21 protein-coding genes and 3 pseudogenes are annotated in these 25,940 nt (G+C 60.4%); 14 read left to right on the top strand and 10 right to left on the bottom strand.

Annotated elements, in window-relative coordinates; genetic code table 11:
* Nucleotides 1-114 precede the first annotated feature (114 nt).
* The gene (locus tag C5J22_RS18875; RefSeq protein WP_105439440.1) at nt 115-705 is read right to left on the bottom strand and encodes an SOS response-associated peptidase; all 591 of its coding nucleotides are present in this window, start codon (nt 703-705) and stop codon (nt 115-117) included.
* A 51-nt stretch (nt 706-756) separates the two neighbouring features.
* Here C5J22_RS18875 and C5J22_RS18870 point away from each other — a divergent pair, with 51 nt between their 5' ends.
* The 5 genes and pseudogenes from C5J22_RS18870 to C5J22_RS31725 all read left to right on the top strand — a co-directional run.
* Entirely contained in the window at nt 757-1,269 is a 513-nt protein-coding gene (locus C5J22_RS18870) for an SOS response-associated peptidase family protein (protein WP_172746698.1), read from the top strand.
* A gap of 407 nt (nt 1,270-1,676) precedes the next feature.
* On the top strand, nt 1,677-2,429 hold the full coding sequence (locus C5J22_RS18860) for an ImuA family protein (protein WP_105439439.1): 753 nt from the start codon (nt 1,677-1,679) through the stop codon (nt 2,427-2,429).
* Nucleotides 2,350-3,861, top strand: a complete 1,512-nt coding sequence (locus tag C5J22_RS18855) for a DNA polymerase Y family protein (protein WP_172746697.1) — start codon at nt 2,350-2,352, stop codon at nt 3,859-3,861. The genes C5J22_RS18860 and C5J22_RS18855 overlap by 80 nt, the downstream gene beginning before the upstream one ends.
* Nucleotides 3,858-7,115 carry an error-prone DNA polymerase gene (locus C5J22_RS18850; protein WP_105439438.1) on the top strand — a complete coding sequence of 1,086 codons (3,258 nt, stop codon included), beginning with the start codon at nt 3,858-3,860 and terminating at the stop codon, nt 7,113-7,115. The genes C5J22_RS18855 and C5J22_RS18850 overlap by 4 nt, the downstream gene beginning before the upstream one ends.
* 141 nt (nt 7,116-7,256) lie before the next feature.
* Nucleotides 7,257-7,415 (top strand): annotated as a pseudogene (locus tag C5J22_RS31725) (type II toxin-antitoxin system VapC family toxin); the annotation flags it as partial.
* A gap of 902 nt (nt 7,416-8,317) precedes the next feature.
* Here C5J22_RS31725 and C5J22_RS18845 read toward each other — a convergent pair.
* Nucleotides 8,318-9,622 (bottom strand): DUF882 domain-containing protein, encoded by a 1,305-nt coding sequence (locus tag C5J22_RS18845; RefSeq protein ID WP_371412637.1) that lies wholly within the window; start codon nt 9,620-9,622, stop codon nt 8,318-8,320.
* A gap of 325 nt (nt 9,623-9,947) precedes the next feature.
* Here C5J22_RS18845 and nadE point away from each other — a divergent pair, with 325 nt between their 5' ends.
* The 4 genes and pseudogenes from nadE to C5J22_RS31720 all read left to right on the top strand — a co-directional run.
* On the top strand, nt 9,948-10,769 hold the full coding sequence (nadE, locus tag C5J22_RS18840) for an ammonia-dependent NAD(+) synthetase (RefSeq protein ID WP_105439436.1): 822 nt from the start codon (nt 9,948-9,950) through the stop codon (nt 10,767-10,769).
* 39 nt (nt 10,770-10,808) lie between these two features.
* A complete protein-coding gene (locus tag C5J22_RS18835; RefSeq protein ID WP_105439435.1) occupies nt 10,809-12,083 on the top strand; it encodes a cytochrome P450 in 1,275 nt (424 codons plus the stop codon).
* A 291-nt stretch (nt 12,084-12,374) separates the two neighbouring features.
* Nucleotides 12,375-12,986 carry a transglutaminase-like cysteine peptidase gene (locus tag C5J22_RS18830; protein WP_105439434.1) on the top strand — a complete coding sequence of 204 codons (612 nt, stop codon included), beginning with the start codon at nt 12,375-12,377 and terminating at the stop codon, nt 12,984-12,986.
* A 585-nt stretch (nt 12,987-13,571) separates the two neighbouring features.
* Nucleotides 13,572-13,765: pseudogene (locus C5J22_RS31720) on the top strand (ABC transporter ATP-binding protein); the annotation flags it as partial.
* A 455-nt stretch (nt 13,766-14,220) separates the two neighbouring features.
* On the opposite strand, the gene C5J22_RS18820 reads toward C5J22_RS31720, so the two are convergent.
* A complete protein-coding gene (locus C5J22_RS18820) occupies nt 14,221-15,174 on the bottom strand; it encodes a LysR family transcriptional regulator (RefSeq protein ID WP_105403620.1) in 954 nt (317 codons plus the stop codon).
* Nucleotides 15,175-15,267: 93 nt separating this feature from the next.
* Here C5J22_RS18820 and C5J22_RS18815 point away from each other — a divergent pair, with 93 nt between their 5' ends.
* A complete protein-coding gene (locus C5J22_RS18815) occupies nt 15,268-16,227 on the top strand; it encodes an MBL fold metallo-hydrolase (protein ID WP_105439433.1) in 960 nt (319 codons plus the stop codon).
* A gap of 200 nt (nt 16,228-16,427) precedes the next feature.
* On the opposite strand, the gene C5J22_RS18810 is transcribed toward C5J22_RS18815, so the two are convergent.
* From C5J22_RS18810 to C5J22_RS18790, 5 genes are all read right to left on the bottom strand, one after another.
* The gene (locus C5J22_RS18810; protein ID WP_105439432.1) at nt 16,428-17,477 is read right to left on the bottom strand and encodes an ABC transporter ATP-binding protein; all 1,050 of its coding nucleotides are present in this window, start codon (nt 17,475-17,477) and stop codon (nt 16,428-16,430) included.
* Nucleotides 17,477-18,523, bottom strand: coding sequence for an NAD(P)-dependent alcohol dehydrogenase (locus C5J22_RS18805; protein WP_105439516.1), 1,047 nt, complete (start codon nt 18,521-18,523; stop codon nt 17,477-17,479). The genes C5J22_RS18810 and C5J22_RS18805 overlap by 1 nt, the downstream gene beginning before the upstream one ends.
* 5 nt (nt 18,524-18,528) lie before the next feature.
* Nucleotides 18,529-19,347, bottom strand: a complete 819-nt coding sequence (locus tag C5J22_RS18800; RefSeq protein ID WP_105439431.1) for a carbohydrate ABC transporter permease — start codon at nt 19,345-19,347, stop codon at nt 18,529-18,531.
* Complete coding sequence (locus tag C5J22_RS18795) at nt 19,344-20,207, bottom strand: carbohydrate ABC transporter permease (protein ID WP_105439430.1); 864 nt, start codon at nt 20,205-20,207, stop codon at nt 19,344-19,346. The genes C5J22_RS18800 and C5J22_RS18795 overlap by 4 nt, the downstream gene beginning before the upstream one ends.
* A gap of 65 nt (nt 20,208-20,272) precedes the next feature.
* Nucleotides 20,273-21,523 (bottom strand): sugar ABC transporter substrate-binding protein, encoded by a 1,251-nt coding sequence (locus C5J22_RS18790; protein WP_105403615.1) that lies wholly within the window; start codon nt 21,521-21,523, stop codon nt 20,273-20,275.
* A gap of 138 nt (nt 21,524-21,661) precedes the next feature.
* On the opposite strand from C5J22_RS18790, the gene C5J22_RS18785 reads away from it, so the two are divergent.
* A complete protein-coding gene (locus C5J22_RS18785) occupies nt 21,662-22,597 on the top strand; it encodes an AraC family transcriptional regulator (RefSeq protein WP_105403614.1) in 936 nt (311 codons plus the stop codon).
* A 436-nt stretch (nt 22,598-23,033) separates the two neighbouring features.
* Nucleotides 23,034-23,186 carry a hypothetical protein gene (locus tag C5J22_RS31285; RefSeq protein WP_172746696.1) on the top strand — a complete coding sequence of 51 codons (153 nt, stop codon included), beginning with the start codon at nt 23,034-23,036 and terminating at the stop codon, nt 23,184-23,186.
* A gap of 246 nt (nt 23,187-23,432) precedes the next feature.
* Here the strand turns inward: C5J22_RS31285 and C5J22_RS18780 are convergent.
* Nucleotides 23,433-23,615: pseudogene (locus C5J22_RS18780) on the bottom strand (hypothetical protein); the annotation flags it as partial.
* Between the two features lie 649 nt (nt 23,616-24,264).
* Between C5J22_RS18780 and C5J22_RS18775 the strand changes: the two are divergent.
* Nucleotides 24,265-24,705 carry a hypothetical protein gene (locus C5J22_RS18775; protein ID WP_105439429.1) on the top strand — a complete coding sequence of 147 codons (441 nt, stop codon included), beginning with the start codon at nt 24,265-24,267 and terminating at the stop codon, nt 24,703-24,705.
* A 228-nt stretch (nt 24,706-24,933) separates the two neighbouring features.
* Complete coding sequence (locus tag C5J22_RS18770) at nt 24,934-25,299, top strand: VOC family protein (protein ID WP_105439515.1); 366 nt, start codon at nt 24,934-24,936, stop codon at nt 25,297-25,299.
* Between the two features lie 272 nt (nt 25,300-25,571).
* Here the strand turns inward: C5J22_RS18770 and C5J22_RS18765 are convergent, their stop codons facing one another.
* Complete coding sequence (locus C5J22_RS18765; protein WP_105439428.1) at nt 25,572-25,814, bottom strand: DUF982 domain-containing protein; 243 nt, start codon at nt 25,812-25,814, stop codon at nt 25,572-25,574.
* Nucleotides 25,815-25,940 lie beyond the last annotated feature (126 nt).

Genomic DNA, 25,940 nt, shown 5'->3' with positions numbered 1-25,940 from the left:
CACCCCTGTCACGTCCAGTTGACACGGCACGCAACCTCGGAACTGAGAAGCATCCAGCCCGCATTTTGTTCCAACTCAGCCCGTTGAGATGCGGTGATGGAAACAGAAAGCGCGTCAGCCGACCTGCTCGACGTGGAGTGTGCCGGCGGGAAGCGGCCTGATCAGAGACTTCGCCGAGACAGATGGATCGAGCCAGTCGCCCCAGGCGTCCCGTTCGAGGATGACGATCTGCCGGTCGTGATAAGGCGCGATATCCGGGCCAGGCTCGATCGTCAGCATGGTGAAGGCTTGCCCGACGTCATCCGTCTCGCGCCAGATGCCGGCGATGCAGAAAATTGGTTCGTCCTTCTTGGTGAACAGCCACTTGTCCTTGCGCTTTTTGCCTTTTTCGGTTGGTTCGGTGAACTCGTAGAAACCATCGGCGACGATCAGGCATCGGTTAGAATCGAACTCGCGTCCATCGGAGCGGAAATTATAGACCGGCCGCTTGTTCTGGCCAGGCCAACTCCATCGGCGCTGGACGAGGCCGGCCTCGTCGCGCGTTCCCTCGATTGTGCGGATGATCGGCGCCATATCTGTGATCTTGATGTCTTCGCGTGCCTCAACGTTCGGTGCACCTTCACCAAAGCGGATCTTGATCTTGAGATGGGTGAAGTCCTCCACAATCGACGCCACGTCCACCATCAGCCGATAATCATTGCACATGCTTTCCTCGCAGTTCTTGTTGTGAAGCCTGGTTCTTGCTATGTTCTACATATGATGAACGCGAAGGTTTTCCAGTCCGACGCCCCGCTCGACGAGCGCCGCGTCATCATAAGACGGCATGACGGCGATGTGGAGATGGTGGAGCTGCCCTGGGGGTTGCGTCGGCTCGATGGCGGCCCACGCGCGGCCAATGTCGTCCGCTCTGAAGGAAGGACGTTTCCAACCCACCACCGCTGTCTGGTGCCGGCATCCGAGTTTCGCCATCGCAGTGGGGCGAGGAACTTCTGTTTCTCGCTCAAGAACGGTGACTGGTTCTATTTCGCGGGTATCTGGCGGCAGGCGTCCCATGGCTGGCCGGAGGCCTATGCCGTCCTGACGATCGAGGCGAATGTCGACATCGCACCCTACCATGACCGGCAGATGGCGGTGCTGACGCGCGATCGGCGGATGGACTGGCTCGATGGGGTCGTAGCGGAAGATGAAATCCTGCGGCCACTCCCGGCAGGTACATTCCGCGTCAAGCCTCTTTCGAACGCTTCGTTCCAGTCAAGATTGGCGGTCTAAAGCGCGAGCCGCAACTGCGGCGCCTTATCACCTGCGTTGCGCCAGTGAGGACAGCAACACGTCGGGCGGGCGGCCATGACCGTCCGGCCGCTTGATCCGCGACGTTTTGTCGGTGGGGTGCCCTCATGCGCGGGGATCGAGAAGAAATTCGCAGACACTACGACGATCCCGACTTGTCCCCGCAATTCACACCAAGGAGTAGCGAGCGCACGCAGCGCTCCAAAAAAGTCTGCCAGCCGCTATTGGGCTGATTCTTCTGAGTATTCTTCCGATTCCTAATGTCCAGGATAATATTCCCATTCCTCCGGTTGCTTGACTCTTTTATTCGACCGGAACAGAAAGAGAACATCCACATTTGCTCGACATGATGTCGGCCGCCAACACGACCTTGAAGGGAGCCGTGAACGATGACTGCTGCCCGCGAAAGGGTGATTTCCGATCTGCGCGAGCGCATTGCCTCGCTGGAGGGCGTGTCAGCCAGAAAGGCCGGCTGTCTGTCCTTTGGGGTGCCGGAAATCGATGCGGTCCTGCCGGGAGGTGGCCTGGCCTATGGCGCCCTGCACGAATTTGCAGGCGGCGGGTCGGGCACGGTGGATGGTGCGGCGGCGGCCCTCTGTGCGGCGGGCATCGCGGCCCGCACCAAAGGTCCGATCGTCTGGTGCCTGACGCGGCCGGACCTGTTTTTTCCTGCGCTCGCCCAGGTCGGTCTCCAACCCGACCGGGTGATCTTCGTCGAGTCCGACAAAGAAGAAGACGTTTTGGCAAACATGGAGGAGGGGCTGTCCTTCGGCGGGCTCGGCGCCGTCGTCGGTGAACTCGTTCGCCTGCCGATGGTCAGTTCGCGCCGGCTGCAGCTGGCGGCCGAGCAAACGGGCACGATGGCGCTCGCCGTGCGACGCTGGCGACGGCAGACGGAGGCCAATGACTTCGGGCAGCCGACGGCGTCGACCACGAGGTGGCGGGTGAGCGTCATGCCGTCGGAGGAATTGCCGGTGCCGGGTGTGGGGAGGGCTCAATGGTTGCTGGAATTGATGCGCGTGAAAGCGGGTGAATGTGCTGAGTTTCTCGTGAGGGCGTGCGATGACAAGGGTTGTCTCGATCTATCTTCCGGATCTGCCGACGGATCGCATTCGTCGCGCCGATCCGTCTATTCCGCCTGAACAGGCGATCGCCGTGATCGCCAGGAGCGGCTCGAAGCGCTGGGTATCGGCCGCCGACGCGGCCGCCAGGAAAGCCGGCGTTCATGTCGGCATGCCGGCGGCCAAGGCACAGGCGTTGTTCCGCGGCCTGATGCTGGTCGATGCGGATCCTACAAAGGATGCCGCAGCACTCGAACGCATTACCCTCTGGGCGCTAACGCTCTATTCGCCGATCGTCGCCGTCGATGGGATCGACGGGATCGTCATGGACACCGAGGGTGCCGATCACCTGCAAGGCGGCGAGCTCGCCATGGTGACGAAGATCGCCAATCAGTTCCTGGCAAAAAAACTCACACCCCGAGTCGCGATCGCCGACACCTGGGGTGCGGCCCACGCCTGTGCGCGTGCCATCAGCCGCGAAACGGTCATCGTGCCTTCAGGTCAGACCGTCCGCGCCGTCGAAAAGCTGCCGATATCGTTGCTGCGCCTTCCCGGGAAAGTCGTCGGCGATCTGCGCACGCTTGGCTTCCAGACGATCGGCGAATTGGCCAATACGCCGCGCGCGCCGCTGACGCTTCGTTTTGGTCCGGAGATTGGCCGGCGGCTCGACCAGATGTTCGGCCCGGTCCCTGAACCGATCGATCCGATCCGCACCGCCGAGCTCGTCGAAGTGAGCCGCGCCTTCGCCGAACCGATCGGTGCTTCCGAAACCATCGACAAATATGTCGGCCGGCTGGTCGTGCAACTGATCGAGGAGCTGCAAAGGCGCGGCCTTGGTGTTCGGCGCGCCGACCTGATCGTCGAGAAGGTTGACGGAACACGGCAGGCAATCCGCGCCGGCACGGTGAAGCCGGTGCGCGATGTCGTCTGGCTGACGAAGCTATTTCGCGACCGGACGGAAAAGATCGAGCCCGGTTTCGGGATCGAGAAGCTCACCTTGGTTGCGGTGATAGTCGAGCCGCTGGAGGAGCGCCAGAAATCCTCCTCGCTGGTCGAGGAGGAAGTGAAGGACGTGACGCCGCTGATCGATATCTACGGCAACCGTGGCCAGCGTGTGTATCGGGTGGCACCCGTTGCATCCGACGTGCCAGAGCGCTCCGTCCAGCGCATCAGTCCTGCTGCCGATCCGGTCGAGGTCACCTGGGTCAGTCATTGGCGCCGGCCGGTTCGGCTGCTGGCCCGCCCGGAGCTGATCGAGGCCATTGCCTTGCTGCCGGACCGGCCGCCGGTCTCGATCACGTGGCGCGGCAAGCGGCGGAAGGTCAAGCGCGCCGACGGTCCGGAACGGATCTTTGGCGAGTGGTGGCGGCGCGACGCGGAGATGGAGGCCGTGCGGGACTACTTCGTCATCGAAGACGAGGCCGGCGAGCGTCTTTGGGTGTTTCGCTCCGGTGATGGCATCGATCCTGACACCGGAAGCCATCGCTGGTTCTGCCATGGGATCTTCGCATGAGCTATGCCGAGCTGCAGGTCACGACCCATTTTTCCTTCTTGCGCGGTGCAAGCTCGGGGCAGGAACTGTTCGAAACCGCCAAGGCTCTTGGCATCGAAGCCCTTGGCGTTGTCGACCGCAATTCGCTTGCCGGAATCGTCCGGGCGCTTGAAGCATCGCGCGCCACGGGATTACGCCTCGTTGTCGGTTGCCGGCTCGATCTGGCCGACGGCATGTCGGTGCTGGTCTATCCGACCGACCGGGCTGCCTATTCCCGGCTGACCCGCCTCATCACGCTTGGCAAGTCGCGCGGCGGAAAGAACAACTGTATCCTGCACTGGGACGACGTCGTCGCATACAATGGCGGCATGATCGGCATTCTTGTGCCGGACCTGCCGGATGACACCTGCGGGATCCAGCTGCGCAAGATGGCCGAGCTGTTTGGTGATCGGGCCTATGTGTCGCTTTGTCTGCGGCGCCGGCAGAACGACCAGCTGCGCTTGCATGAGATTTCCAATCTTGCGGCGCGGTCCAAGGTGCGGACGGTCGTCACCAATGATGTCCTCTTCCATGAGCCAGGCCGCCGGCAGTTGCAGGACATCGTCACCTGCATCCGCACCCGCACGACGATCGACGAAGTCGGCTTCGAGCGCGAGCGCCATGCCGACCGCTATCTGAAGCCGCCGGAAGAAATGGAGCGTTTGTTTCCGCGATACCGGCAAGCCCTGGCACGAACCATGGAGGTTGTCCGTCGCTGCACTTTCTCGCTCGAGGAACTTACCTACCAATATCCGGAGGAGGCGATCGTGCCGGGCAAGGATGCTCAAGGATCGCTGGAGCATTATGTCTGGCAATGCGTGCCCGATCGCTATCCCGAAGGTCTGCCGCCCGATGTGTTGAAGGTCGTGCGCCACGAGCTCGATCTCATCCGCACCATGAAATACGCGCCCTATTTTCTGACCGTCTTCTCGATCGTGCGCTATGCCCGGTCTCAAGGTATCCTTTGCCAGGGGAGGGGTTCTGCCGCCAACAGCGCCGTCTGCTACATTCTCGGCATTACCAGTATCGATCCCTCGACCAACGATCTTCTGTTCGAGCGGTTCGTCAGCCAGGAGCGCGACGAGCCGCCGGATATCGATGTGGATTTCGAGCACGAGCGGCGCGAAGAGGTGATCCAGTGGATCTATCGCACCTATTCCAGAGAAAAGGCAGCGCTCTGCGCGACCGTGACCCGCTATCGCGCCCGCGGCGCGATCCGCGATGTCGGCAAGGCGCTCGGCCTGCCGGAGGATGTGATCAAGGCGCTGTCGTCGGGCATGTGGGCCTGGTCGGAGGAGGTTTGCGATCGCAATGTCCGTGAGCTCAATCTCAATCCAGACGACCGGCGCCTTGTCCTCACCTTGAAGCTCGCACAGCAGCTGATGGGTGCCCCGCGGCATCTCGGCCAGCATCCGGGCGGATTCGTCCTCACCCATGATCGGCTCGACGATCTCGTGCCGATCGAACCGGCGACGATGAAGGATCGCCAGATCATCGAATGGGACAAGGACGACGTCGAAGCCCTCGAATTCATGAAGGTGGACATCCTGGCGCTTGGGATGCTCACCTGCATGGCCAAGGCCTTCGATCTGATCCGCGAGCACAAAGATCGCGATCTCGACCTCTCGAAGATCGAGCAGGAGGATCCTGCGACCTATGCGATGATCCGCAAGGCCGATACGCTCGGCACGTTCCAGATCGAAAGCCGCGCGCAGATGGCGATGCTGCCGCGTCTGAAACCCCGAACCTTCTACGACCTCGTGGTGCAGGTCGCCATTGTCCGGCCCGGTCCGATCCAAGGGGACATGGTGCATCCCTATCTGCGCCGGCGCGAAGGCAAAGAGGCAGTCGAATATCCGACGCCCGAGCTTGAGGCGGTCCTCGGCAAGACGCTCGGCGTGCCGATGTTTCAAGAGTCGGCGATGAGGGTCGCGATGGTCTGCGCCGGCTTTACCGGCGGCGAGGCCGACCAGCTGCGCAAGTCGATGGCGACCTTCAAGTTCACCGGCGGCGTCTCGCGGTTCAAGGACAAGCTCGTGTCCGGCATGGTGAGGAACGGCTACACGCCCGAGTTCGCCGAAAAGACCTTCTCCCAGCTCGAAGGCTTTGGCTCCTATGGTTTTCCGGAGAGCCATGCGGCATCCTTCGCGCTAATCGCCTATGCGTCGAGCTATATCAAACGCCATTATCCGGAAGCCTTCTGCGCGGCGCTCATCAATTCGCAGCCCATGGGTTTTTACGCGCCGGCGCAGATTGTCGGCGACGCGAGAGCCCACGGCGTCGAGGTGCGGCCGGTCTGCATCAACCGGTCCCGGTGGGACTGCACGCTGGAGCGGATCGGCAATGCTGGGCGCCATGCCGTACGGCTCGGTTTCCGGCAGGTGAAAGGACTGGCGGTGGCTGACGCGGCGCGCATCGTCGCGGCACGCATGGACAATACCTTTGCCTCGGTTGATGATATGTGGCGCCGATCCGGCGTGCCATCGGAAGCGCTCGTCCAGCTTGCCAAGGCCGATGCCTTTCTGCCGTCGCTGAAGCTTGAACGCCGCGACGCGGTCTGGGCGATCAAGGCGCTGCGCGATGAACCCCTGCCGTTGTTTGCGGCGGCTGCCGAACGGGAGATGGCTGCAATTGCCGAGCAACAGGAGCCGGAGGTGGCACTTCGGCAGATGACGGACGGGCATAACGTCATCGAAGACTACAGCCATACCGGGCTGACATTGCGGCAGCATCCGATCGCCTTCCTGCGCAAGGATTTAGCAGTGCGCAACATTATTACCTGTGCCGAGGCGATGAATTCGAGGGACGGGCGGTGGGTCTATACCGCCGGACTTGTGCTGGTGCGGCAAAAGCCGGGATCGGCCAAGGGCGTCATGTTCATCACCATCGAGGACGAGACCGGGCCGGCTAACCTCGTCGTCTGGCCGACGCTGTTTGAAAAACGCCGGCGGGTCGTTCTTGGTTCATCGATGATGGCGATCAATGGCCGGATCCAGCGGGAAGGGGAGGTGGTGCATCTCGTCGCGCAGCAGCTGTTCGACCTGTCGGGCGATCTGACCGGCCTTGCCGATCGCGATGAAGAGTTCAAGCTGCCGCCAGGACGCGGCGATGAGTTCGCCAGAGGCGGAGGGCCTGATCCACGGGACAAGCCGAAGCCGGTTATAGCCGCGCGCGACATGTTCGTGCCTGACCTTCATATCGATACGCTGAAGGTGAAGAGCAGGAATTTTCATTGATATTCAATTTAAGAGCTGGTCTTTGGTTCAAATCGGGCTTCGGCGATAGAGCTAGGATCCCATCTTGCGGCATCCTCTCGATGGTTATACTGTTTTTGAAAAACAGTATAACACCAGAGTCGAGCCTATGAAGTCCATCGCAAGGCCGCCCAATGGCATGTGCCCCATCCCAAACCGATCAATGACGCTTATATTGCAGCGACAGCCTTCACCCGACATATGACACTGGTGACCCGCAACATCAAGGACTTCGAGGGCATGGGAGTGGCACTCGTGAACCCGTGGGCGACGCCGACATAGGGCCATCTGGATTCTAAATTTAGCTTCTTATTCCGCACCGGGATCGGCAATGCCAGATCTTTCGGCCGCGCAGGAAGCGGCCTTTTCACCACGAATGTCCGTCGCAACGATCGTTCGGGCCGTCCGCTCGTTGAACGGTGCGCGCTCTATGCCGAAGGCACGGAGCCGGCCGTGGCCGTCTCTGCCGATCCCGGTGACGATCGCTTGCCCAGCGAGCGCTTCACACTCGTCTGTGAAGCCCGTTCCGGGCCGCTTCCATCTGTTCGCCCAATGACATCGCCGCCCAGGCCGGTCCCTGGGAACTATCAGAGGCCATCCCCCGGGACAGACCGGGAGGGCTTCGCCCGAGGGGGCTTGCCAATCGGGATGACAACGGGGGTCAGACAAGAGCAGTTCGAAATCGTACGATAAGGCCGAACGGAGCATGGACAATGCCGTAGCTCGGATCAGCAGCTCCGATCTTTGCGGCCATCGGTGACGCACGAGGGGTCGACATCTTCTCGAATGGAAGCACGGCCGAGCCCAAGGCAGCCGATCCGGACCGACGAGGAAACTCAAGAGCGCCCGCCGCAGCACCGTGCCGTGCATGACGAGCATCGTCGGCAGGCCGACAAATGCGCGATCGCTTCTGTCTCCTTTCTTGCGAAGAGATCATTGCCCTTGGAACCATGCCAGTCAGTGCCCATCTAGGGCTCATTACCCGCCATAGATGATTGCCTGCAGCGCCGCTCTCGGCCGCGCGTTCGCAGTCGTCCAGGTTACGAAGGCGCTCCCTGGCAACAGGTCGAGCGCCTTCGTCATTTCTGCAGCTTTCTATTCGTATCGACGCCAACGCGATCATGAACCGAGCGCAGGCAGCGGACGCAAGAGCCGGAAGGCAGAACAATCCAATTGATATTAGGTTAGCGAATATACGCAGGGGGCGAGCCGTCTGACCAGAAACGCCCTCTGTCGAACTCTTCCGCTACCGCTGTCGGCCCGATCTCTCCGCCTTCCGAACCTGCGGCTGCCGCGCCCAAGGTGATGATACGGGACACGAAAACTGGCGCGGTCATTCCAGTGAAGGTTCCGGGCGCTGACAGCGCCCAACTCACGAGGGCGTCTTCCGCGTCACTCTCGTCTCGCGGATCGGTATCCGAGTGGGTGATTCCAAGCAGGGCGATAGAAGCTGAGGGTTCCCGCAGTTCCAGGATCGCACCCTGCGGTCGCACGCGGCCAGTCGAAAGGGCTGAAAGGGGGCCGGGTGCCGCGGTCTCGACCGCGGGCGAAGCCATCACCTCCGCCGGACGAACAGATGGGATCGGCACCGCCAGGGAAGCGAGATCCGCGAAATTGGATCCCTTCGCCGCGGAGGCATCCCTCTGAGATTTCGTCTGCAGGTCAAGCGCCTCCTCGGCACGGCTCCGCGGGGTCGGAAGCATGGCCGCCAGCAGACTGCTGCGGGCTGGTGCCGGAGCGACATCTTCATCGTCCTCCCCGGCAGTGCTGGCGATCTCGATGGACTTGGCTCCCACACGCCGCCTGTAGTCCGCGACAGCCTGATCGTAGCCGGGAAGGGGGCTGCCGTTGGCGGGCAGATGCATCGTCTTCCCGTCAGGAAAGATGCGCGCGAGTTCCTGGCGGGACATGCGCGGCCATGCGCGGACGTTGCCGACGTCGAGGTGCACGAACGGGGATCCGGACGTCGGGTAGTAGCCCACGCCGCCGACCTGCGCCTGCATGGCGATCGCCCGGAGCGTCGCCAGGTTTACGCCGGGGATGTAGAAGTCCATCGCCTTGCCCAGCATGTGCTGGCTGTTCTTCGCCACTCCGGTGTTGCGCGAGCGTCCGCGCAGCATGCTGTTGGTGGCAGGCGACCGGTAGGCGGAGACGATGTGGATGTAGTCCTTCGCCCCCGCGCGGTCGTAGACCTCCCAGACGAGATCGAGCAGGCGGGGATCCATCCGGGCAGGCTCGTTCTTCCGCCAGTCGCGGAGCAAGCGGTTGATCCGCGCCAGACCCTTGGGGTCGAACCTGCCGTCGCGTTTGAAGGTGATCGTCGCCCTTTCGCCGGTGTGCGTGAAGAAGAGCTTGAGGGATCGGTCCCCCTCGGCGGCAGCAAATGTCGCAGATGCAAGCACCACAAGCGCTGCAATCAGCCCTGCGCGGGCGGCCTTCACGCAAGGTCGGACGACATGCGACAGCAGAAAGACAGCAGCACGTCGCACAGCCTCCTTCGAAAACACTTTCACCGAAACCTCAGACACGAAAAAACCCGTCCACGCAGCACGATCGTAGCGGGAACGCCATCGTCGCCGCTTCCTGGAGACGGAATTATGGTCAACGAATTACTAATATGCCGTTGACGGTTCCATCAAAGGCGCGATCTAACCGAAACCCCCTCTTCGTTCAGATGCTTCTTCTTCGGCGTCATTTATCCGTTGCGTGCTGCTCCGCCGAAATGAGCGATGACAGATGCCTCCACTTGGAAGTCTGCAACGGGAGCGCCAGGTATGCGTTGTCGGCTTACTTGATTTCCATCGGAGGACAGACATGCTCGACGAACACGCCCGGATCATCAAGGAACTCGGAGTCGCTGGAGACTTCGATGCGGCGGCCGAAGCCAATCGTCGCTCGGCTTTCCTTGCAGACCATGTCCAGACATCGTCGATGCGGACGCTCGTCCTCGGCATCAGTGGTGGCGTGGATTCGCTCACGGCAGGAATGCTCGCGCAGCGGGCGGTGCAACGGCTGCGAGACGGCGGCTACAGTGCCGAGTTTATCGCGGTACGGCTTCCATACGGCGAGCAGGCCGACGAGGATGACGCACGGAAGTCGCTTGATGTCATCCGCCCGGATCGGACGGTCACCATCGACATCAAGCCTGCCGCCGACGCCATGATGGCCGAGATCCGGCGCGATGCCGACGATCTCGTTTCAGGCGAGCGCCTTCACTTCCATCTCGGGAACATCAAGGCCCGCCAGCGAATGATCGCCCAATACGCACTGGCAGGCGGTGCACGGGGCCTCGTCATCGGCACTGACCATGCGGCGGAGGCGCTGATGGGGTTCTTCACGAAGTTCGGCGACGGCGCGGCCGACATCCTGCCGCTTTCAGGTCTCAACAAGCGGCAGGTGAGGGCGGTCGCGCAGCATCTCGGCGGTCCGGAGGATCTCATCTTCAAGGTGCCGACGGCGGATCTTGAATCCGACGCGCCGCTCAAGCCGGACGAGCAGGTCTATGGCGTCACCTACGACGAAATCGATGACTTCCTGGAGGGCAGGGCGATCGGCGAGAACGCGCTGCAACGGATCCTGACGGCGTACCGGTCCACCGCTCACAAGCGCGCGCTGCCTGGGGCTCCGATCGGCTAAGACAGCCAACGGTATGTGAGACGGTAGAGCGAGGTAGCGATGGCCCAAATCCCATTTGAGAAAAACCTGGACTCGACGCTGGCCCTCATCGGCGATCCCTATCGCTTCATTTCCGACAGATGTCGGCGCCACCGCTCCGACCTGTTCGAGACACGGCTCCTGCTGGAGAGGACGATCTGCATGACAGGTCCGGAAGCGGCCCGGCTATTCTACAATCCGGACCTCTTTGTGCGTAAAGGTGCCATGCCTAAGGCGATCCAGAAGACGTTGCTCGGCGAGGGCGGCGTACAGGGTCTCGATGGTGGATCACATCGACACCGCAAGCAGATGTTCATGTCGCTGATGAGCCCCGCGCAAATCGGGGAACTCACTCGCCTGACGGCAGCGGAATGGCAGGCGCGCATGCGGGCGTGGACATCGACACCCAACGTTGTGCTCTATCCGGAATTCCAACGGCTTCTGACTCGCGCAAGTTGTGCCTGGGTCGGCATCCCTCTGGCCGACCCAGAAGTCGATGCACGATCGCGGAATATCGTGGCACTCTTCGACCACGCCGGGTCGGTGGGGGTTCGCCATCTGTGGTCGCGGTGGTCGCGAAAACGTGCCGATCGCTGGCTTGCGAACATTGTGGAAGAATTCCGTTCCGGGCGGCTCCACTTGCCGGAACATACCGCTGCCCACGCCGTTGCCTGGTACCGGAATCCTGATGGCGCGCTGCTGGCGCCCCAGGTTGCCGCCGTCGAGCTGCTCAACCTTATCCGGCCGATCGCCGCAGTATCGGTCTACATGATCTTCGTGGCGCACGCGTTGCATATGCATCCGGATATCCGGGACAAACTCCGCTCCGGTGACGACGATTACGCCAACCTCTTCGTTCAGGAAGTGCGCCGATACTATCCGTTCTTCCCTGCGGTCGCCGCCCGTGCGCGACGGACGTTCGAATTGAACGGCTACAAAATTCTTGAGGGCCGCCGTGTGATCTTGGATTTATATGGGAGCAATCAGGATCGACGAACGTGGGAGAAGCCGGAGGAGTTCGAGCCCGAGCGATTTTGTCGATGGGATGGTGGCCAGTTCAACTTCATTCCGCAGGGCGGCGGAGACCACTACGTCAACCATCGCTGTCCGGGTGAGTGGATCACAATTGCGCTCATGAAGCAGGCAACGGAAATGCTGACGCAACAGATGGCGTATGACGTTCCCGAACAGGACCTGCAGATCGAATGGTCGCGGATGCCTGCGCTGCCGCGAAGCCGCTTCGTGATCAGCAATGTCATAACCCGCGAGGCACCATGGGCTACTGCAACGACTTAGATTGAATCGATACTGCCGGTCGGTGTCGACGCAGGATCCTGCATTAGGCGGGGATATCTCCGGTCCCAGGCTTGGTCTTAGTGGGTGGGCTGTGGCGGCGGAACCGCACGTCACGTCTCATTGCGGGGTGGGAGACGATGCTGCGCACGTTGTAGAAAGGCTCCTTCGATACGCGCCACTGGCCGCACAGTCGAACAATCCCGATCACCACAGATCACGGGTGAAAGTTCATGAATTGACCGATGGCCCCTCCGAATCTTAACTTTGGATTAAGAATCAGGGGGCGAACGAATGAACCTTTCTTCTTGGACGGGAGCAGCCATTGCCGTCGCGGCGGTGGTTCTCTCTTCAAGTGTCGCTATCGGTGGACCAAGGGCGGCGACCAACATGATCGTTGGCGAACTCACCAGCCAGCCGGTCGGCCACTACGACTTCTGCCAGCAGTATCCTGCGGAATGCAGCGTCCGCCTCCCGTCGTCTCCCTCTCCCGAGCTGTCGGAATACGGCTGGGCTGCTATCGAGGCCGTCAACACCTCCGTCAACGCAAGGATCGTCCCCAAGACCGACAGGCAGATGTTTGGCCGGGAAGAGCTCTGGGCCTATCCCTCCAGCGAGGGGGACTGCGAAGACTTCGCGCTCCTGAAGCGCAGGGAGCTCGCTAACCAGGGGTTCTCCCTGGCCGACCTCCTGCTCACCGTTGTCCGGAAGCCGGACGGCGAGGGCCATGCCGTCCTCACCGTGCGCACTGCTGACGGTGACTTCGTGCTCGACAACCTGGACTCCAAGGTCAAGGCCTGGAACGAAACGGCATATGTCTTCGTCAAGCGTCAGTCCTCGTCGGACACGGGCCGCTGGGTCAGCATCGAGAGCGCCCGGGACGTGCCTGTCGGGTCGGTCCGCTAGTGTCCGGTCTCGACCTCCGGAGGCTTGGTGGTGAGAACGTCAGCGTGTCCTGCAATATGAGGTCCGAGGCTGATGCATCGAAGCGCGGGCTGCGTTCCTGCGAGCTGCGGAGGAAGCCGACCTCGATATCAGTGGCAACTGAGGTAGAGGACAAACATTTCGGAGGGTCCGAAGACCAATCGCTGACAATTTTACCAGTTGCGCCGCGACCAATTGGCTAACGCGCCGTCATGACTAAAGATGAGATAACAACCTTCCTGGTTGCGATGATCGAAGCCTGCAGCAAGATCCAGGCGATCGGGACAATCGGCTAGTTCTTGGCTGAACCGGCCGATCCGACTGACAGAGATGCTTGCCGCCGGATCAAGCTTGTCTCCTCGGCATTCGGCGAGCGCATCTCCGGCCGCCGCACCGAACGGCCATCGGGATCGCGTCGGAGGTTGCCAACGTAGGGGCCGACCACCATCGGGGGATCTGGATTATCTGAAGGTCGCCCCGGAGCCGACAGCCTTATCGGCGAAGACTTTGAACCGGATTGGGACGCTGCGGGTCACGTCGGGCTTCAGCTTGAAGGCTACCCCTATACCGTACGATTTTTCAGGCGGGCATCGGCAGCCCATCGGCATTGGCCGGGCGGTGGCGGTCAATCTGGAATTCCTGATCCTCGACGAGCCGACCTCGGCCTCACCTACTTTTTTATCAGCCACGATCTCGGCGTCATCCGCTATATCTGCGACGATGTCGCGGTGATCTATCGCGGCAAGGTGGTCGAGCAGGGACCGGTCGCCTATTGCCCACAAAAGAGGTGGCTCGACCGTTTTTCCCGTTCGAGCCACCAAGCAGTCTGTTGGCAAGGCACATGACAACCTTGCCGTCAATCGAGCGTGACACGGCCGTCAAATGTAACGGCTTCACGCTTTGTAGGTCATTATTTTCCGCATTTCGGACAGCGGTTACGTGGTGCGAGACCGCAAACCCAACGATTTAGTCGAATTCGACCGGTTGGACCGTCAGCGTGAGCGGTTCCGCCGAAGATCCCGATCGAGCCGTTGATGCGGTCTCCAGGGTAGCACTTGGAGCTGGTTGAGGCATGTGCCCAGCCGTCATGGAAGCCCATTTCCTCGTGGTTCTGCCGGTCGGCGTCGGGCTTGTGCCGCACCAGCGCCTGGTGGAAATTTTGGACGGGCTGCAGGCTCGTGTCCCTTGACGGCGTGGCCTTCAATACACCCGCACGTCACGCTGCGATATCCGCGACGTTGCTCCCGTTCGTCCTCAGCATCGCGTCGCGGATTTGCTGCCGCAACCATGCGCAGCCAAGATCGCTGTCCATCTGAAGCGGCCAGACCATAGCCACCGGTGGAAAAGAAAGCGCCAGTGGCACCGGACTGACCTCGAGTCCCAACAGCGGCCCATAACGGGCCGCGATGCGCGATGATACGGTGGCGATCACCGCAGACGAACGCGCCGTGGCCAAAATCGACATGAAATCGGGTGCTGCCGCCACCACTTCCAGTTCGGCACCCGCATGCTCCAGAGCATCCTTGACGCAGCCATGCAGGCTGTCGGTCTGGGAGATCACCGCGTGTTGTGCGGCCATATAGGCATCAAGGCCTACCGGATTGGAGAGCTTCAGCAATTGCGGATTAAAACAGCACAGTACGCTGGACTGATACAGCGGTTCGCAGTGGTGCCGTGAGTCCGGCAGATAACTGCACCCCACAGACAGATCGACGACGCCTGCATCGAGCATCGCGTCGACCTCCTGCGCATCACCGCCACGGGCCAGAATACGGATGCCCGGCGCGATATCCCGCAGACGCGCCGTCAGATCGGGCAGCAGTAGTAGTTCCACCTCGCTGGAAAGCCCCAGCCGGAATGTGCGTTGCTCGGTGGCCGGATCGAATGCGTCCGCCGTCAACACCGCCGCCTGCGCCTGCCGCAACGCCTGCCGCACCGGACCAGACAAGTTGAGCGCACGTGCCGTGGGTTTCATCACCTGTCCTACACGGATGAAAAGCTCATCCTGAAACAGCGTGCGCAGGGTGGATATATTGTGGCTCATGGCAGGCTGCTGGATTTTCAACCGCTGGGCCGCACGGGTCACACTCATCTCTTCCATCATTGCGTCGAAGGCAACGAGGAGATTGAGGTCGAAGGAACGTAGATTGAAATGATCGATGACTTGCATGAATGGTATCGATTTGATTGCTGACCAAGGCATCCTTAGCTGATGGGCAGGAACTTGCAAGCCATTCCGAAGCATCACCCATGGAGTAAACCAATGCCATCCCGTCGTTCTATTCTCAAAACTGCTCTAAGCGGCTTGATCGCCGCACCCTTCGTCGCACCGTCAATCGCCTTCGCCAAGGCACCCTATGCCGTTGATCAGGCACCTGGTTTCTACCGGCTTAAAATCGGCTCCGCAGAGGTCACGGCCCTGTCGGACGGCACCGTCGCTCTGCCGCTGGCCAAGCTGTACACCAACACCAGCGAACAACATGCGCAGAGCGTGTTGAATGATGCCTTTCTGCCAGAACTCGTTCCAACCTCCGTCAACGCCTTCCTCGTCAACACCGGGGAAAGACTGGTACTGATCGACGCAGGCACCGGTGCCTATCTAGGGCCATCGCTCGGCAAACTCGTGTCCAACATCGAAGCGTCCGGTTACAAGATGGATGACATCGATGATGTCGTCCTCACCCATATTCACACCGATCATTCCGGCGGGTTGATGAGCAATGGCAAGCGCACCTTCCCGAACGCCACATTGCGGGTCAATGAGCGGGAGGCCAAATTCTGGCTGAGTGCGGTAAACGCCACGGCGGCGACCGGCATCGTCAAGCAGCATTTTGGCGAGGCGGATCAGTGCGTGACGCCATATGTTAAAGCCGGAAAATTCGCAACCTTCGCGGATAATGCAGCGCCCGTTCCCGGTCTTGGCTCCATTCTTTACGCGGGACATACGCCGGGTCACAGCGCCATCACGCTGGAAAGCGAAGGCCAGAAGATCATATTTTGGGGCGACATCACCCATGGCGATATTCTGCAATTCGACCAACCCGGCGTGGCGATCGAATTCGATATCGACCAAAAGGCCGCCGTGGCTGCACGCGACATTGCGTTCAAGCGGGCGGTGGAAGGCAAATATCTAGTGGCAGGTGCGCATATCGCCTTTCCGGGCATCGGGCATGTGCGGAAAGACAGCACGAATTTCGATTGGCTGCCGGTCAACTACGCTTAAGGGCTGGCGACCGGCCTGGGTGGCTTCATCAGACGTGCAGCTGAACACCTGGAGCCCCTGAACCGCTTCGAGCATCGCCTGCTCTGAACTCTGTTGAACAGGGCTGCATAACTCAGATATCCCTCAGCACGCTCAGGGCGATATGCTCAGAGGCGTCCCGCCATCGACGGGACGCAATCATCGGTCCAACAACAACGATCCTAGTTTAACCTCAGTCCGGTGCCCGGATCGAATACGTGGATGTCGGAGGAAGCCACTTCAACACCAAGCACCTCACCGATTGCGGGCCTAATGTGCGCCGGAACTGAGATATTGATCTCGTGACGCTCATTTTTCAGACTGATGAGGCGTGTTTCTCCATGAAACTCGTTGCGTTCGACCGTACCGCGAAATCCCTGGGCTTCCTCGCTCACGCGGAATGAGCCGGGCCGGATCCCAACGGTTACCTCTCCCTGGCGAATTCCAGCAGGTGCTGCGAATTTGACGAGGTTGTCGCCGAGCCATTCTTCCGTCAACTGCAATTGCAGAAAGTTCATGTTCGGCGTGCCTATGAACCCGGCGGCGAAGACCGTCGCCGGTGCCTGGTAGATCTCCTCGGGTGTGCCCATCTGCTCGATGCGGCCGTCCTTCATCAGCACGATCCGATCAGCGAGCGTCATCGCTTCGAGCTGATCGTGGGTGACATAGATGCTCGTCGTCTTCAGGTCACGATGGAGCCGCGCGATCTCGACCCGGAGGCTGCCGCGCAGCTTGGCATCGAGGTTGGAGAGCGGCTCGTCGAAGAGAAACACCTCGGGCGTCTTGATCATCGCGCGTGCGATCGCAACGCGTTGCTGCTGGCCACCCGACAGTTCTGCCGGCTTGCGGGCGAGGTAGACACCCAGGCCCAGGGCCTCAACCACCGGAGCGAGCCGGTCGTCGATCGCGGCCTTGCCGACGCCGGAACGCTCAAGGCCAAAGGTTATGTTCTCGCGCACGCTCATATGCGGATAGAGGGCGTAGTTCTGGAAGACCATCGCGATGCCCCGGTCCCCGGGGTCACGGTCATTCATCCTCGCGCCACCGATCAGAAGCTCGCCGCCCGAGATCTCTTCGAGCCCCGCGATCATCCGCAGCATGGTGGATTTTCCGCAACCTGACGGACCGAGGAAGACAACGAATTCATGATCGTCGACCTTCAGGTCGAAATCGCGCATGACTTCAAGTGCGCCGTAGACCTTGCGGATGGCCCGGCATTCGACGATGGCCATCAGTTCCCCTCCCTGTCCACGACGATCTGCAGCTTGACGTCTTCCGGCCGCCCTTCGGCAGCGCGTTCGAAGGCAGCGATCGACTGATCGAAGCCGTAGGTGCCCGATATCAGGGGCTGGAGATCCACCTTGCCGGCGGCAATCAGGGCGAGGGCCCGGTCAAAGACGTTGGCGTAGCGGAAGACCGTTTCGATGCGGCATTCGCGGAAGCAGGCCGCTGCAAGGTCGACTGCGACGGGTTCCGGCGGCAGGCCAACGAGCACGACGGTGCCACCTGGCCTGACCACCTTGAACAGATCGCGGATCGCTGCCGGTGCGCCGGAGCATTCAAAGACGATGTCTGAGCCCCAGCCTTCGGTCGCGTCGTTGACCGTCTCAATGAGATCTACCTGCCTGAGATTGACGCCGGTGATACCGCCATAGCTTTCGGCAAGCTTCAGCTTCGTCTCGGAAATGTCCGAGATCAGGACGCGCGAGCAGCCGCCGGCAAGCGCCGCCAGCGCCACCATGATGCCGATCGTGCCGCAACCGGTGACCACCGCCGTGTCGCCAGGGGTGATTTTCGCCCGGGCAGCCGCCTGCATGCCGACGGCGAAAGGTTCGACCATGGCGCCTTCGGCAAACGAGACATTGTCCGGCAGCTTGTAGGTGAAGCTTGCCGGATGCACAGTCTCGGGGCAGAGCACGCCATGCACGGGCGGCGTTGCCCAGAAGGTGACGGCGGGATCGACATTGTAAATACCAAGCCGCGAGGCCCGCGACTTGGGATCGGGGATGCCAGGCTCCATGCAGACACGGTCTCCAGGCTTCAGATGGGTGACGTTGGCACCGATTTCCGTGACGGTTCCAGCTGCCTCATGGCCGAGAACCATGGGCTCGTTGACGATGAAGTCACCGATGCGGCCATGGGTGTAATAATGAACGTCGCTGCCGCAGACTCCGACCGTGTGTATGCGGATGCGAACGTCGTCCGGTCCCATCTGCTGTGGCAGTTCGATGTCGCGCAGGGAAAGTTCGCCGACACGTTCGAGGACAAGTGCTTTCATGAAGGTCAACCTTGATCAATTTTCTTGGAGAATGCGGCGTTGAGCCCACCGGCAAGGACCCCGAGAAGGATCAGCGGTGGCAGAGACAAAAGGACGACGGCAGCGTTCAGGATGCCCCAGGGCACGTTCATGCCGAGCTGCGACATTTCGGAGGCGATGATCGGCAGGGTCTTCGCCTTCGAGGTCGTGAGCATCATGGCAAGCAGAAACTCGTTCCAGACCAGGACGAAGGAGAAGGCGATGGCGCCGAAGACCTGGAAACGGGCGATCGGCAGCGCGACGCGGAAGAAGGTCGCGTATGGGCCAAGTCCGTCGACACGGGCGGCCTCCTCGACATGCAGGCTGACGCGCTCGAAGGCCGGCACTGACAACCAGATCGTGATCGAGGCGGTCACGATGAGATAGGTCACGATCAACGACAGGCGGGTGTCGTAGAGATCGAGGCCGAGCCAGATGACCAGCATGGGGATGGCGATTGCGACTGGGGGGAGGAAGCGGAGGGACAGGACGAAGAACTGCGCTTCCGCCGTGATACGGTTCTTGAACCGGGCGATCACATAAGCCGCCGGCACTCCGAGGACGGCACCGAGCAGCACGGCGCTCGAGCAGATGATCAGAGAATTGGTGAGCGCCCGTGCAACCGAGCGGCGGTTCAGGACATAGCTCATATTGTCCCAGACCGGTTGGAAGACCAGCTTCGGCGTCGAAACCAGGAGATCTGCATTGGTCTTGAAGGCGTTGAGCAAGGTCCATAGCAGCGGCAGCACGACCAAGGCGGCGGCAAAAAGGAGCAAAAGCTTGAGCAGGAGGGTCGAGAGCTTCATCGATTGAGCCTCTTCCAGGTGAAGGTGAAGGTGACGATGGTCAGCACCATCATGATGACGGCCATGGATGAGGCGTAGGAGATCTTGCCCGCTTCGATGAAGCCTTGGGAATAGGCATACATGTCGAGCGTCTCGGTGGAGATGCCGGGACCACCGCGCGTCATGACATAAACCAGATCAAAGGAGCGCAGGCTTTCGATTGCCTTGACAAGCAGCAGGCTGATCAGCGGCGCCTTCAGCATCGGCAGGGTGACAAAACGGTGGATCTCGAAGCGGGTCGCCCGGTCGATCCGTGCAGCTTCAAGCGGCTGCGGCGGCAGGGATTCGAGAAGCTTCAGGATGATGACCGTGAAGAACAGACCCCATTGCCAGACATCGACGAAGGCGACGGCGAGAAGTGCGCCAAGCGGGGTCGAGAGAATGTCCGGCGTGATACCGGTGAGTTCCCTGACCGGCCAGGTCAGCGCGCCATAGAGCGGGTGAAAGGCGAATTTCCAGACAAAAGCAGCGCAGACGCGGGGCAGAAGGACCGGAATGATGAAGAGCACGCAGAGGATGTTGCGCATGCGCGGGCTCGCTGCCTCGAACATCGCAATCCCAATGGCGAGCCCCGTCACCATGGTCGCAGTCACGCTGATGATCTCCCACTTGAAGGAGACCCAGAGCGCATTGAGGAAGCGGGCGTCCGAAAACAGCGCGAGGTAATTGGCGAACCAGACATAGTCTGCATTGGGGGCCGAAAGGGTGCGATTTTGGAGCGATATGTTGATCGCGTAGATCGTCGGCACGAGTGCGAGCACGATCAGGATACCCAATGTGGGTCCCAGAAAAACGTAGGGCAGCGAGCGGCCGCGGCGCATGGCAAATCCTCGGATGGGAAAAGGGGCGCGTCAACAAACGCGCCCGCTAGAGGGCTCAGGAAGTGTCAGAGCTTGGCGGCGAAGGCTTCAAGTTCGGTCAGCGTCGCCTTGATGTCGGTGCGGCTGCCGGTGATCAGTTCTTCCAGCATGATGCCCCACTGGTTACCCAGTTCCTGCCAGCGCGGATCCTGCCAGAAGGTGACAGTGGTTTTCTCGCCTGTCGCAGCCATGGCGTCGGCAAGATTCTGGCCGAAGGTCTTGGCATATTCCGGGCTCTGATAGGTGCTGGTGCGCGTCAGTTCGCCCGGCTGCCCTGCGGCGAGGCGACGGGCCTCCTGCTCCTTGGACGTGGCCCAGGCGACAAAGAGACCGGCGCAGGCCTTTTCCTTATCCGTCGCGTTTGCCTTGGACGCGATGGCAAAACCATGGGCGTAGCCGCCACCCGGCAGTGGCGAGGGCGGTACGGAGAAGGCGACCTTGTCGGCGACCTGGCTCTGCGCCTTGTCGACGGACATGCCGCCGAGCGGGGCGGATTCGATGATGATTGCCACCTTGCCGGAGCGGAAAGCGCCGGTGGATTCGTCCCAGGAACCGGTCTGCGTGCCAGGTGCCGAGTACTTGAAGAGCTCGAGATAGGTCTTGGTCGCTTTCAAGGCGGCATCCGAGTTGAAGGACGGCTTGCCGTCCTTGAACCACTCACCGCCATTGGCCTTAAAGAAGGGCATCCAGCGCCACACGTTAGCGCCTGAGCCACGTTGGCCGCGCAGGGCGGTTCCGTAGACGCCGTTCGCCGGGTCATGCAGCTTCTGTACGGCGGCGAGATATTCGTCCCACGTCTTTGGTGGCGCAATGCCGGCCTTTTTCAGGAGATCGGTGCGGTAGACCATCAGGTCGCCGCCGCCCTGCACCGGCGCAAACCACTGCTTGCCATTATAGGTGGCTGCAGCCCGCATGCCGGCATCGAAGTCGTTGTAGTCATATTCGGCCGGGTAGAAGCCCCCGAGGGGGACGATCCAGCCGGACGAGGCAAAAAGTGCAAGGTTAGCTTCATCGACGTAGTAAACGTCGAAGCTGCCAACGGTCGAGGCGTCGGCCTGCGACTTTGCGCGGCGGTCATTTTCGTTGAGATAGCTGATCTCGAAGCCCGCGCCCGAGAGCTCTTCGAACTCGTCCACATAGTCCTCGAGAAGTGTGAGACCGTCACGCGGCTGTGCCAGGACGCGCACGTCGTCGGTGCATTGTGCGGCGGCAAGAGCATTGGATGCGGCAAGCATGGCGATGACCGCGCAACCGGCACGGAGAGCATTGAGTGTCATGATTTCCTCCCTCAGATGGTAAACTCCCTTACCATCGACAGGGGGCATTTTTGCGCAGGCTATCAGCGCGAACTAGTTTGTCTTCGTCGCAGAACTAGTATTATTTTGACATCTGTCCGCAACAACATGAGTCTGTGAATGCCTATTGCATCAGATTTTCCGCAGTCGATCTCCGAAACCTTCACTGCCACGCGCGAGCAGATCGTCCTGCCAGGAGGCGCCTCCTATCTGATCCGGCGGGACGACTATCCCAATCCGATCTGCATCTGGAACTATCATCCGGAATGGGAGATCCATTTCATCCCGGGTGCGAGTGGCTTCGCCTACGTCGGTGACTATATTGGCCCCTTTCGGCCGGGACACCTCATGCTCACGGGCACCAATCTGCCGCATAATTGGATTACACCCGGCGCACCGGAGATCCCCGGCCGCGACCTGGTCCTACAATTCGACGCGGATGCCCTGATTGGCGTCCGTGCGATCTGTCCCGAGTTTGACGTGCTCCATCGACTGAAGCCACTCGCTCAGCGCGGGATTGAGGTTTTGGGTCCAGAGGCCTTCGCCATCGGGGCCAAGATCCTTGAACTGCACGCCGTCGGCCACCGGGGCGGACTAGGGCTCTTTCTGGAAATTCTGCAGGACATCGAGGCTGCATCGCCGAAGCGCCTGCTTGCGAGCGAACACTTTCTCTCAGTCTATAATCAGGTGTCGGACCGCAGGCACCGTCGGATCGACCAGGCGATACAGATCCTGCAATCGAATCCCGGCGCGCAGATGCACGAGGTGGCGGAACAGGTCGGTTTCGAGCCCTCTGCCTTCTCGCGCGCCTTTCGGCGTCTCACGGGCATGAACTTCTCCGACTACAGCCGTTCGGTCCGCGTCTGGCGGGCCCGCACACTGCTTGCGGAGACAGAGACAACGATCACCGACGTCTGTTTCGAGGCCGGCTTCAACAACCTGTCCAACTTCAATCGCTACTTCCGGATGGAAACGGGCCTCACACCTCGAGCCTATCGCAAGGCCGCGCGCATCAGAGCGAAGTCGGTTATCGCTGGCTCGCTAAAACAAGCCTAAGCCGTGAGAAGAAAGTCATGTACCGACGAGCTGAAGGAAGTGCAGCCATGGCGCGACGTGTCTTGGAGCGGTAGAACCGCTACTTTCTCGACGCGCGAGATCAGGCAACGAAAACCTGAGGGAAAAATAACGAGGGCTAACTCGCCGGCCACATCGTCACTGGCGAGTTAGCCATTCCTGATGATGCTCTTCGACCGACCGAGCGCACGCCTACGTCCCTCCCTGAACGCGCACTTTCCTGTACCGCAGGCCGTCCCGTCTGTTCATCGACGATCGGCATCGTGTCCACAACTCATCTGTAACATCGGGATTCCGCCATCAGCTGTCCCTCCTCAGCAAGGGAGTGGAATCGGAGAAGAAGCACAGACGGTTGTGTCTTCCTGTTTTAAAATAAGCCGCAATTAACTTTTCGGTAACGAAGTCGGAGCATGAGTCCGTGGCTCAATCGCTGAGAGGTTTTGTCATGCGTGTTCCCGGTGGTGCCGTGCTTTTGGTTATCCCGATTATTGCGGTGCTGCTGTTTGGCGCGTCGCTTGCTTGGGACCAACTCGACAAATTCGATCCCATCGTGACAGGCACTATCCGATAGAACGAGATTTATGTCGGCCTCAACGGGCTGCCACGCTTGCGCCCGGACGACAGGTCTGCGAGTGTCGGCCCGCCTGTAATCTCCTGCCAGACATCGTCATGCATTCGCTATTGGGGGGATCAATGAAGGTCCCGGACCATCGCGGCCCCCTTAGGGAGAAATACCAGAGCTTTGGCGAATCGGCGCTGGACGATTTTGATATCCTCGAGCTTCTGCTTCTCCGCTCCAACCCTCAGCGCGATACGTCGTCCAGTCAAGGCGACCATTCAGGATCGGTGGCGGCTTCCGGTAAATGATCAGGTTGATGAGATAGGGGCGGATATTTTCCAGCACCCGCTTCGGTGCGATCGGCGCAATGCGCAGCTCGCAGAATTCCGAGATTTTTCGTTGAAAATGACGTGATGAAATATCCTGTTTGGGCACGCTCATTCCATTTCTCTCAGACACCCGTGCCGAGGGCGAGGGGGAATAGGAGGCAGGCTTTAACGAAGCATGTATCGGAACTATAATTTGGCGGTCGCGCTCGACCCCGCAGTGCGCCCAGACTCTTTCAGAAAAAGGCATTTAAACAGATCATTGTCCCTAATATGTGCTTCAGAGCGAATGCAGACTTGGCCTAGTGCCAAGCGACGGTGGACGAATTTCCTGAAAATGCCGCTCTTATCTTGCCTCTCGTACCCATCTCGGGGGCCTTTCCATGAAACCTATCCCCTACGTCGGCTCCGGGCAGTATTGCTACGCCAACACCTTTGCAAGGATGTTGGGGCGGACGCGCCGTCTACAGCGGCCATTGAATTCGCGACCAGCAGTGTCTTCGGGATGTAACTCATTGGAGGCACGCTGCCTTTCTTCGGTACCTACGGATGGACCCCTGAAGCCGGCCGAGGCACGAGTTTCGAGATCCGCAGGTAACTTCGACAGGATCGAATGTTTCTTTCAGATGTCCGATCACCCGAAATCCCATAACGCACGCGACGATGCGAATGAGAATCCGACGAACGTGGCTAGTTGGTCGTCGACCGATGGAACTTCGTCCTCTCCAAACAGTTCGCGCACCACGAAACCGGGAGGAGCAGTCATGGTTTTGCAATCGCTCATCGCTGAAATCACTGGCCAGGTGCCTCAGCAGGCGGAGAAGCTTGTGGAGCAGATCGCAGCCGGCCGGCTTCTCGTGGTGATTTTTGAGGACACGGCCGGCGCGCTGCGAGTTTGGCAGAATGAACTGCTCAAGATCAACGGCGACGCGATTCGAGAAATGAATATGTGGGTAGCCTGTGTTCCAGCAGATGGGCAACCGGCATTGTTGAATGGTCGCCCAACCGACCTTCCGGTTGCAGAACTACGTCAAGCGCTTTCCGAGGGGATGTCGGGGGCGTTTCAGGTCGTCCTGTTGAATTTCGACGGCGAGGTTATCCTGAGAGCCAATGGCCCCGTGACCATTGAACAGCTTGCGGATGCGGTGGGTCGAACAGGCTCCGCATCCGGCACCCCCGCTAACGACATCGGCAGGCTCCTGTAACCCGAGGCGCATGCAAAAGACGCCGGGAAGTCGATAAGTGCGAAAGCCGCGACGATTTATGGCTACACGAGGAAACGTCAGTATCGTCGCGGGTGAAGATGAGTGCTTCGCGTTTTTTGTAGCGACCGGAACAGCAGTCGCGCTCGCGGAGGCACCGGATACTTCGACCCTCGCTTGCTCTCCGGGCTCGTGAAGTGCATGATCCCGCCGTGGTTCCAGGGAAATTTCATGCCGAAGGTGATTGGAATCGGTGGACTTTTCTTCAGGGCAGTTGACCCGGGAGGTCTCGCCCAATGGTATGAGAAGCATCTAGAGATCGCCGACCTGCACAAGTCCGTTTGGCAGCAGCAGGCAGGCCCGACAATTTTTGGTCCGTTCTCTGAAAGTACCGACTATTTTGGGCGGTCAGAACAGCAATGGATGATCAACTTCAGGGTGGATGATCTCGATGGACTCAAAGCTGCCCTGACGGCGAGCGGGATCGCAGTGGAAACTCGCGCAGAGTGGGACTCAGAGGCCGGCCGTTTTGCCCGTATCCATGATCCAGAAGGTAATCCTATCGAGTTATGGCAACCGCCTGACACACCTGGGTAAGCCCGTAGGGCGGAGTTCCTGCACTCAGTGCAGCGCTAGAGTTCACGCGGCTCCGGTGGGCAGAAAGCTGCACATTCCCGGCTGGTTCCTATTACTGAGCAGCCGGCTTCTAAGTGCCGCCATGCGAGCGTTCATGATTGTGGAAGGCCTGCTGCTGGACGGGGCCTAAATCGCGCGCGGTGTCGGAATTTCACAAGTTCGATCAGTCTGCATTCGCCAAAGCGGTCACCACGGAAACATCAGTTGGCGCCAAGGTCTGCTACCGTTTGTCCTTAGTTCAGATTTCGGTTTGCTTCCGCCGCAGCCTTTTCAAATGCGCGTCGCGCCTGTTCCGCCGTAAGTCTTTCGTCGAGCGCCGCCTTGCAGGCGATCTTGGCCCGAACGAAATGGGGTCCTGTCATTGCCGGCCAGCCTTCAGTTAAAAGCGCCAGCGCCTCAAATGGCCCATTGACGTCCCTGCGCCCGATCCCCGGCAATGCCACATTGACGGGCGCGTTCCAAGTTCTCTCAGTCATCGCTTTCCTCCTGATCGCTCCTGTCACGATCATTGATACTTTGTGAGCGGAGTCCAGTGGAAAGCAGGGCGCGGTACGATTCCTGACCAACACGTACTTTCGAAAGATAGCGTCGACGCACAGCGG

This window comes from Neorhizobium sp. T25_13 (assembly GCF_002968675.1).
In the GTDB taxonomy this organism is placed as follows: Bacteria; Pseudomonadota; Alphaproteobacteria; order Rhizobiales; family Rhizobiaceae; genus Neorhizobium; species Neorhizobium tomejilense.
Note: the sequence above shows the minus strand (reverse complement) of the source record. Positions and strands in the feature narration are given on the sequence as shown.

Coding starts and splice junctions, on each gene's coding strand:
- C5J22_RS18795 (WP_105439430.1), bottom strand. CDS start 20,207: ATGCGCCGCGGCCGCTCGCTGCCCTACGTTTTTCTGGGACCCACATTG.
- C5J22_RS18820 (WP_105403620.1), bottom strand. CDS start 15,174: ATGCAAGTCATCGATCATTTCAATCTACGTTCCTTCGACCTCAATCTC.
- C5J22_RS18790 (WP_105403615.1), bottom strand. CDS start 21,523: ATGACACTCAATGCTCTCCGTGCCGGTTGCGCGGTCATCGCCATGCTT.
- C5J22_RS18775 (WP_105439429.1), top strand. CDS start 24,265: ATGGTTTTGCAATCGCTCATCGCTGAAATCACTGGCCAGGTGCCTCAG.
- C5J22_RS18835 (WP_105439435.1), top strand. CDS start 10,809: ATGGCCCAAATCCCATTTGAGAAAAACCTGGACTCGACGCTGGCCCTC.
- C5J22_RS18785 (WP_105403614.1), top strand. CDS start 21,662: ATGCCTATTGCATCAGATTTTCCGCAGTCGATCTCCGAAACCTTCACT.
- C5J22_RS18870 (WP_172746698.1), top strand. CDS start 757: ATGATGAACGCGAAGGTTTTCCAGTCCGACGCCCCGCTCGACGAGCGC.
- C5J22_RS18805 (WP_105439516.1), bottom strand. CDS start 18,523: ATGAAAGCACTTGTCCTCGAACGTGTCGGCGAACTTTCCCTGCGCGAC.
- C5J22_RS18810 (WP_105439432.1), bottom strand. CDS start 17,477: ATGGCCATCGTCGAATGCCGGGCCATCCGCAAGGTCTACGGCGCACTT.
- C5J22_RS18855 (WP_172746697.1), top strand. CDS start 2,350: ATGACAAGGGTTGTCTCGATCTATCTTCCGGATCTGCCGACGGATCGC.
- C5J22_RS18830 (WP_105439434.1), top strand. CDS start 12,375: ATGAACCTTTCTTCTTGGACGGGAGCAGCCATTGCCGTCGCGGCGGTG.
- C5J22_RS18875 (WP_105439440.1), bottom strand. CDS start 705: ATGTGCAATGATTATCGGCTGATGGTGGACGTGGCGTCGATTGTGGAG.
- C5J22_RS18770 (WP_105439515.1), top strand. CDS start 24,934: ATGCCGAAGGTGATTGGAATCGGTGGACTTTTCTTCAGGGCAGTTGAC.
- C5J22_RS18850 (WP_105439438.1), top strand. CDS start 3,858: ATGAGCTATGCCGAGCTGCAGGTCACGACCCATTTTTCCTTCTTGCGC.
- C5J22_RS18815 (WP_105439433.1), top strand. CDS start 15,268: ATGCCATCCCGTCGTTCTATTCTCAAAACTGCTCTAAGCGGCTTGATC.
- nadE (WP_105439436.1), top strand. CDS start 9,948: ATGCTCGACGAACACGCCCGGATCATCAAGGAACTCGGAGTCGCTGGA.
- C5J22_RS18800 (WP_105439431.1), bottom strand. CDS start 19,347: ATGAAGCTCTCGACCCTCCTGCTCAAGCTTTTGCTCCTTTTTGCCGCC.
- C5J22_RS18765 (WP_105439428.1), bottom strand. CDS start 25,814: ATGACTGAGAGAACTTGGAACGCGCCCGTCAATGTGGCATTGCCGGGG.
- C5J22_RS18860 (WP_105439439.1), top strand. CDS start 1,677: ATGACTGCTGCCCGCGAAAGGGTGATTTCCGATCTGCGCGAGCGCATT.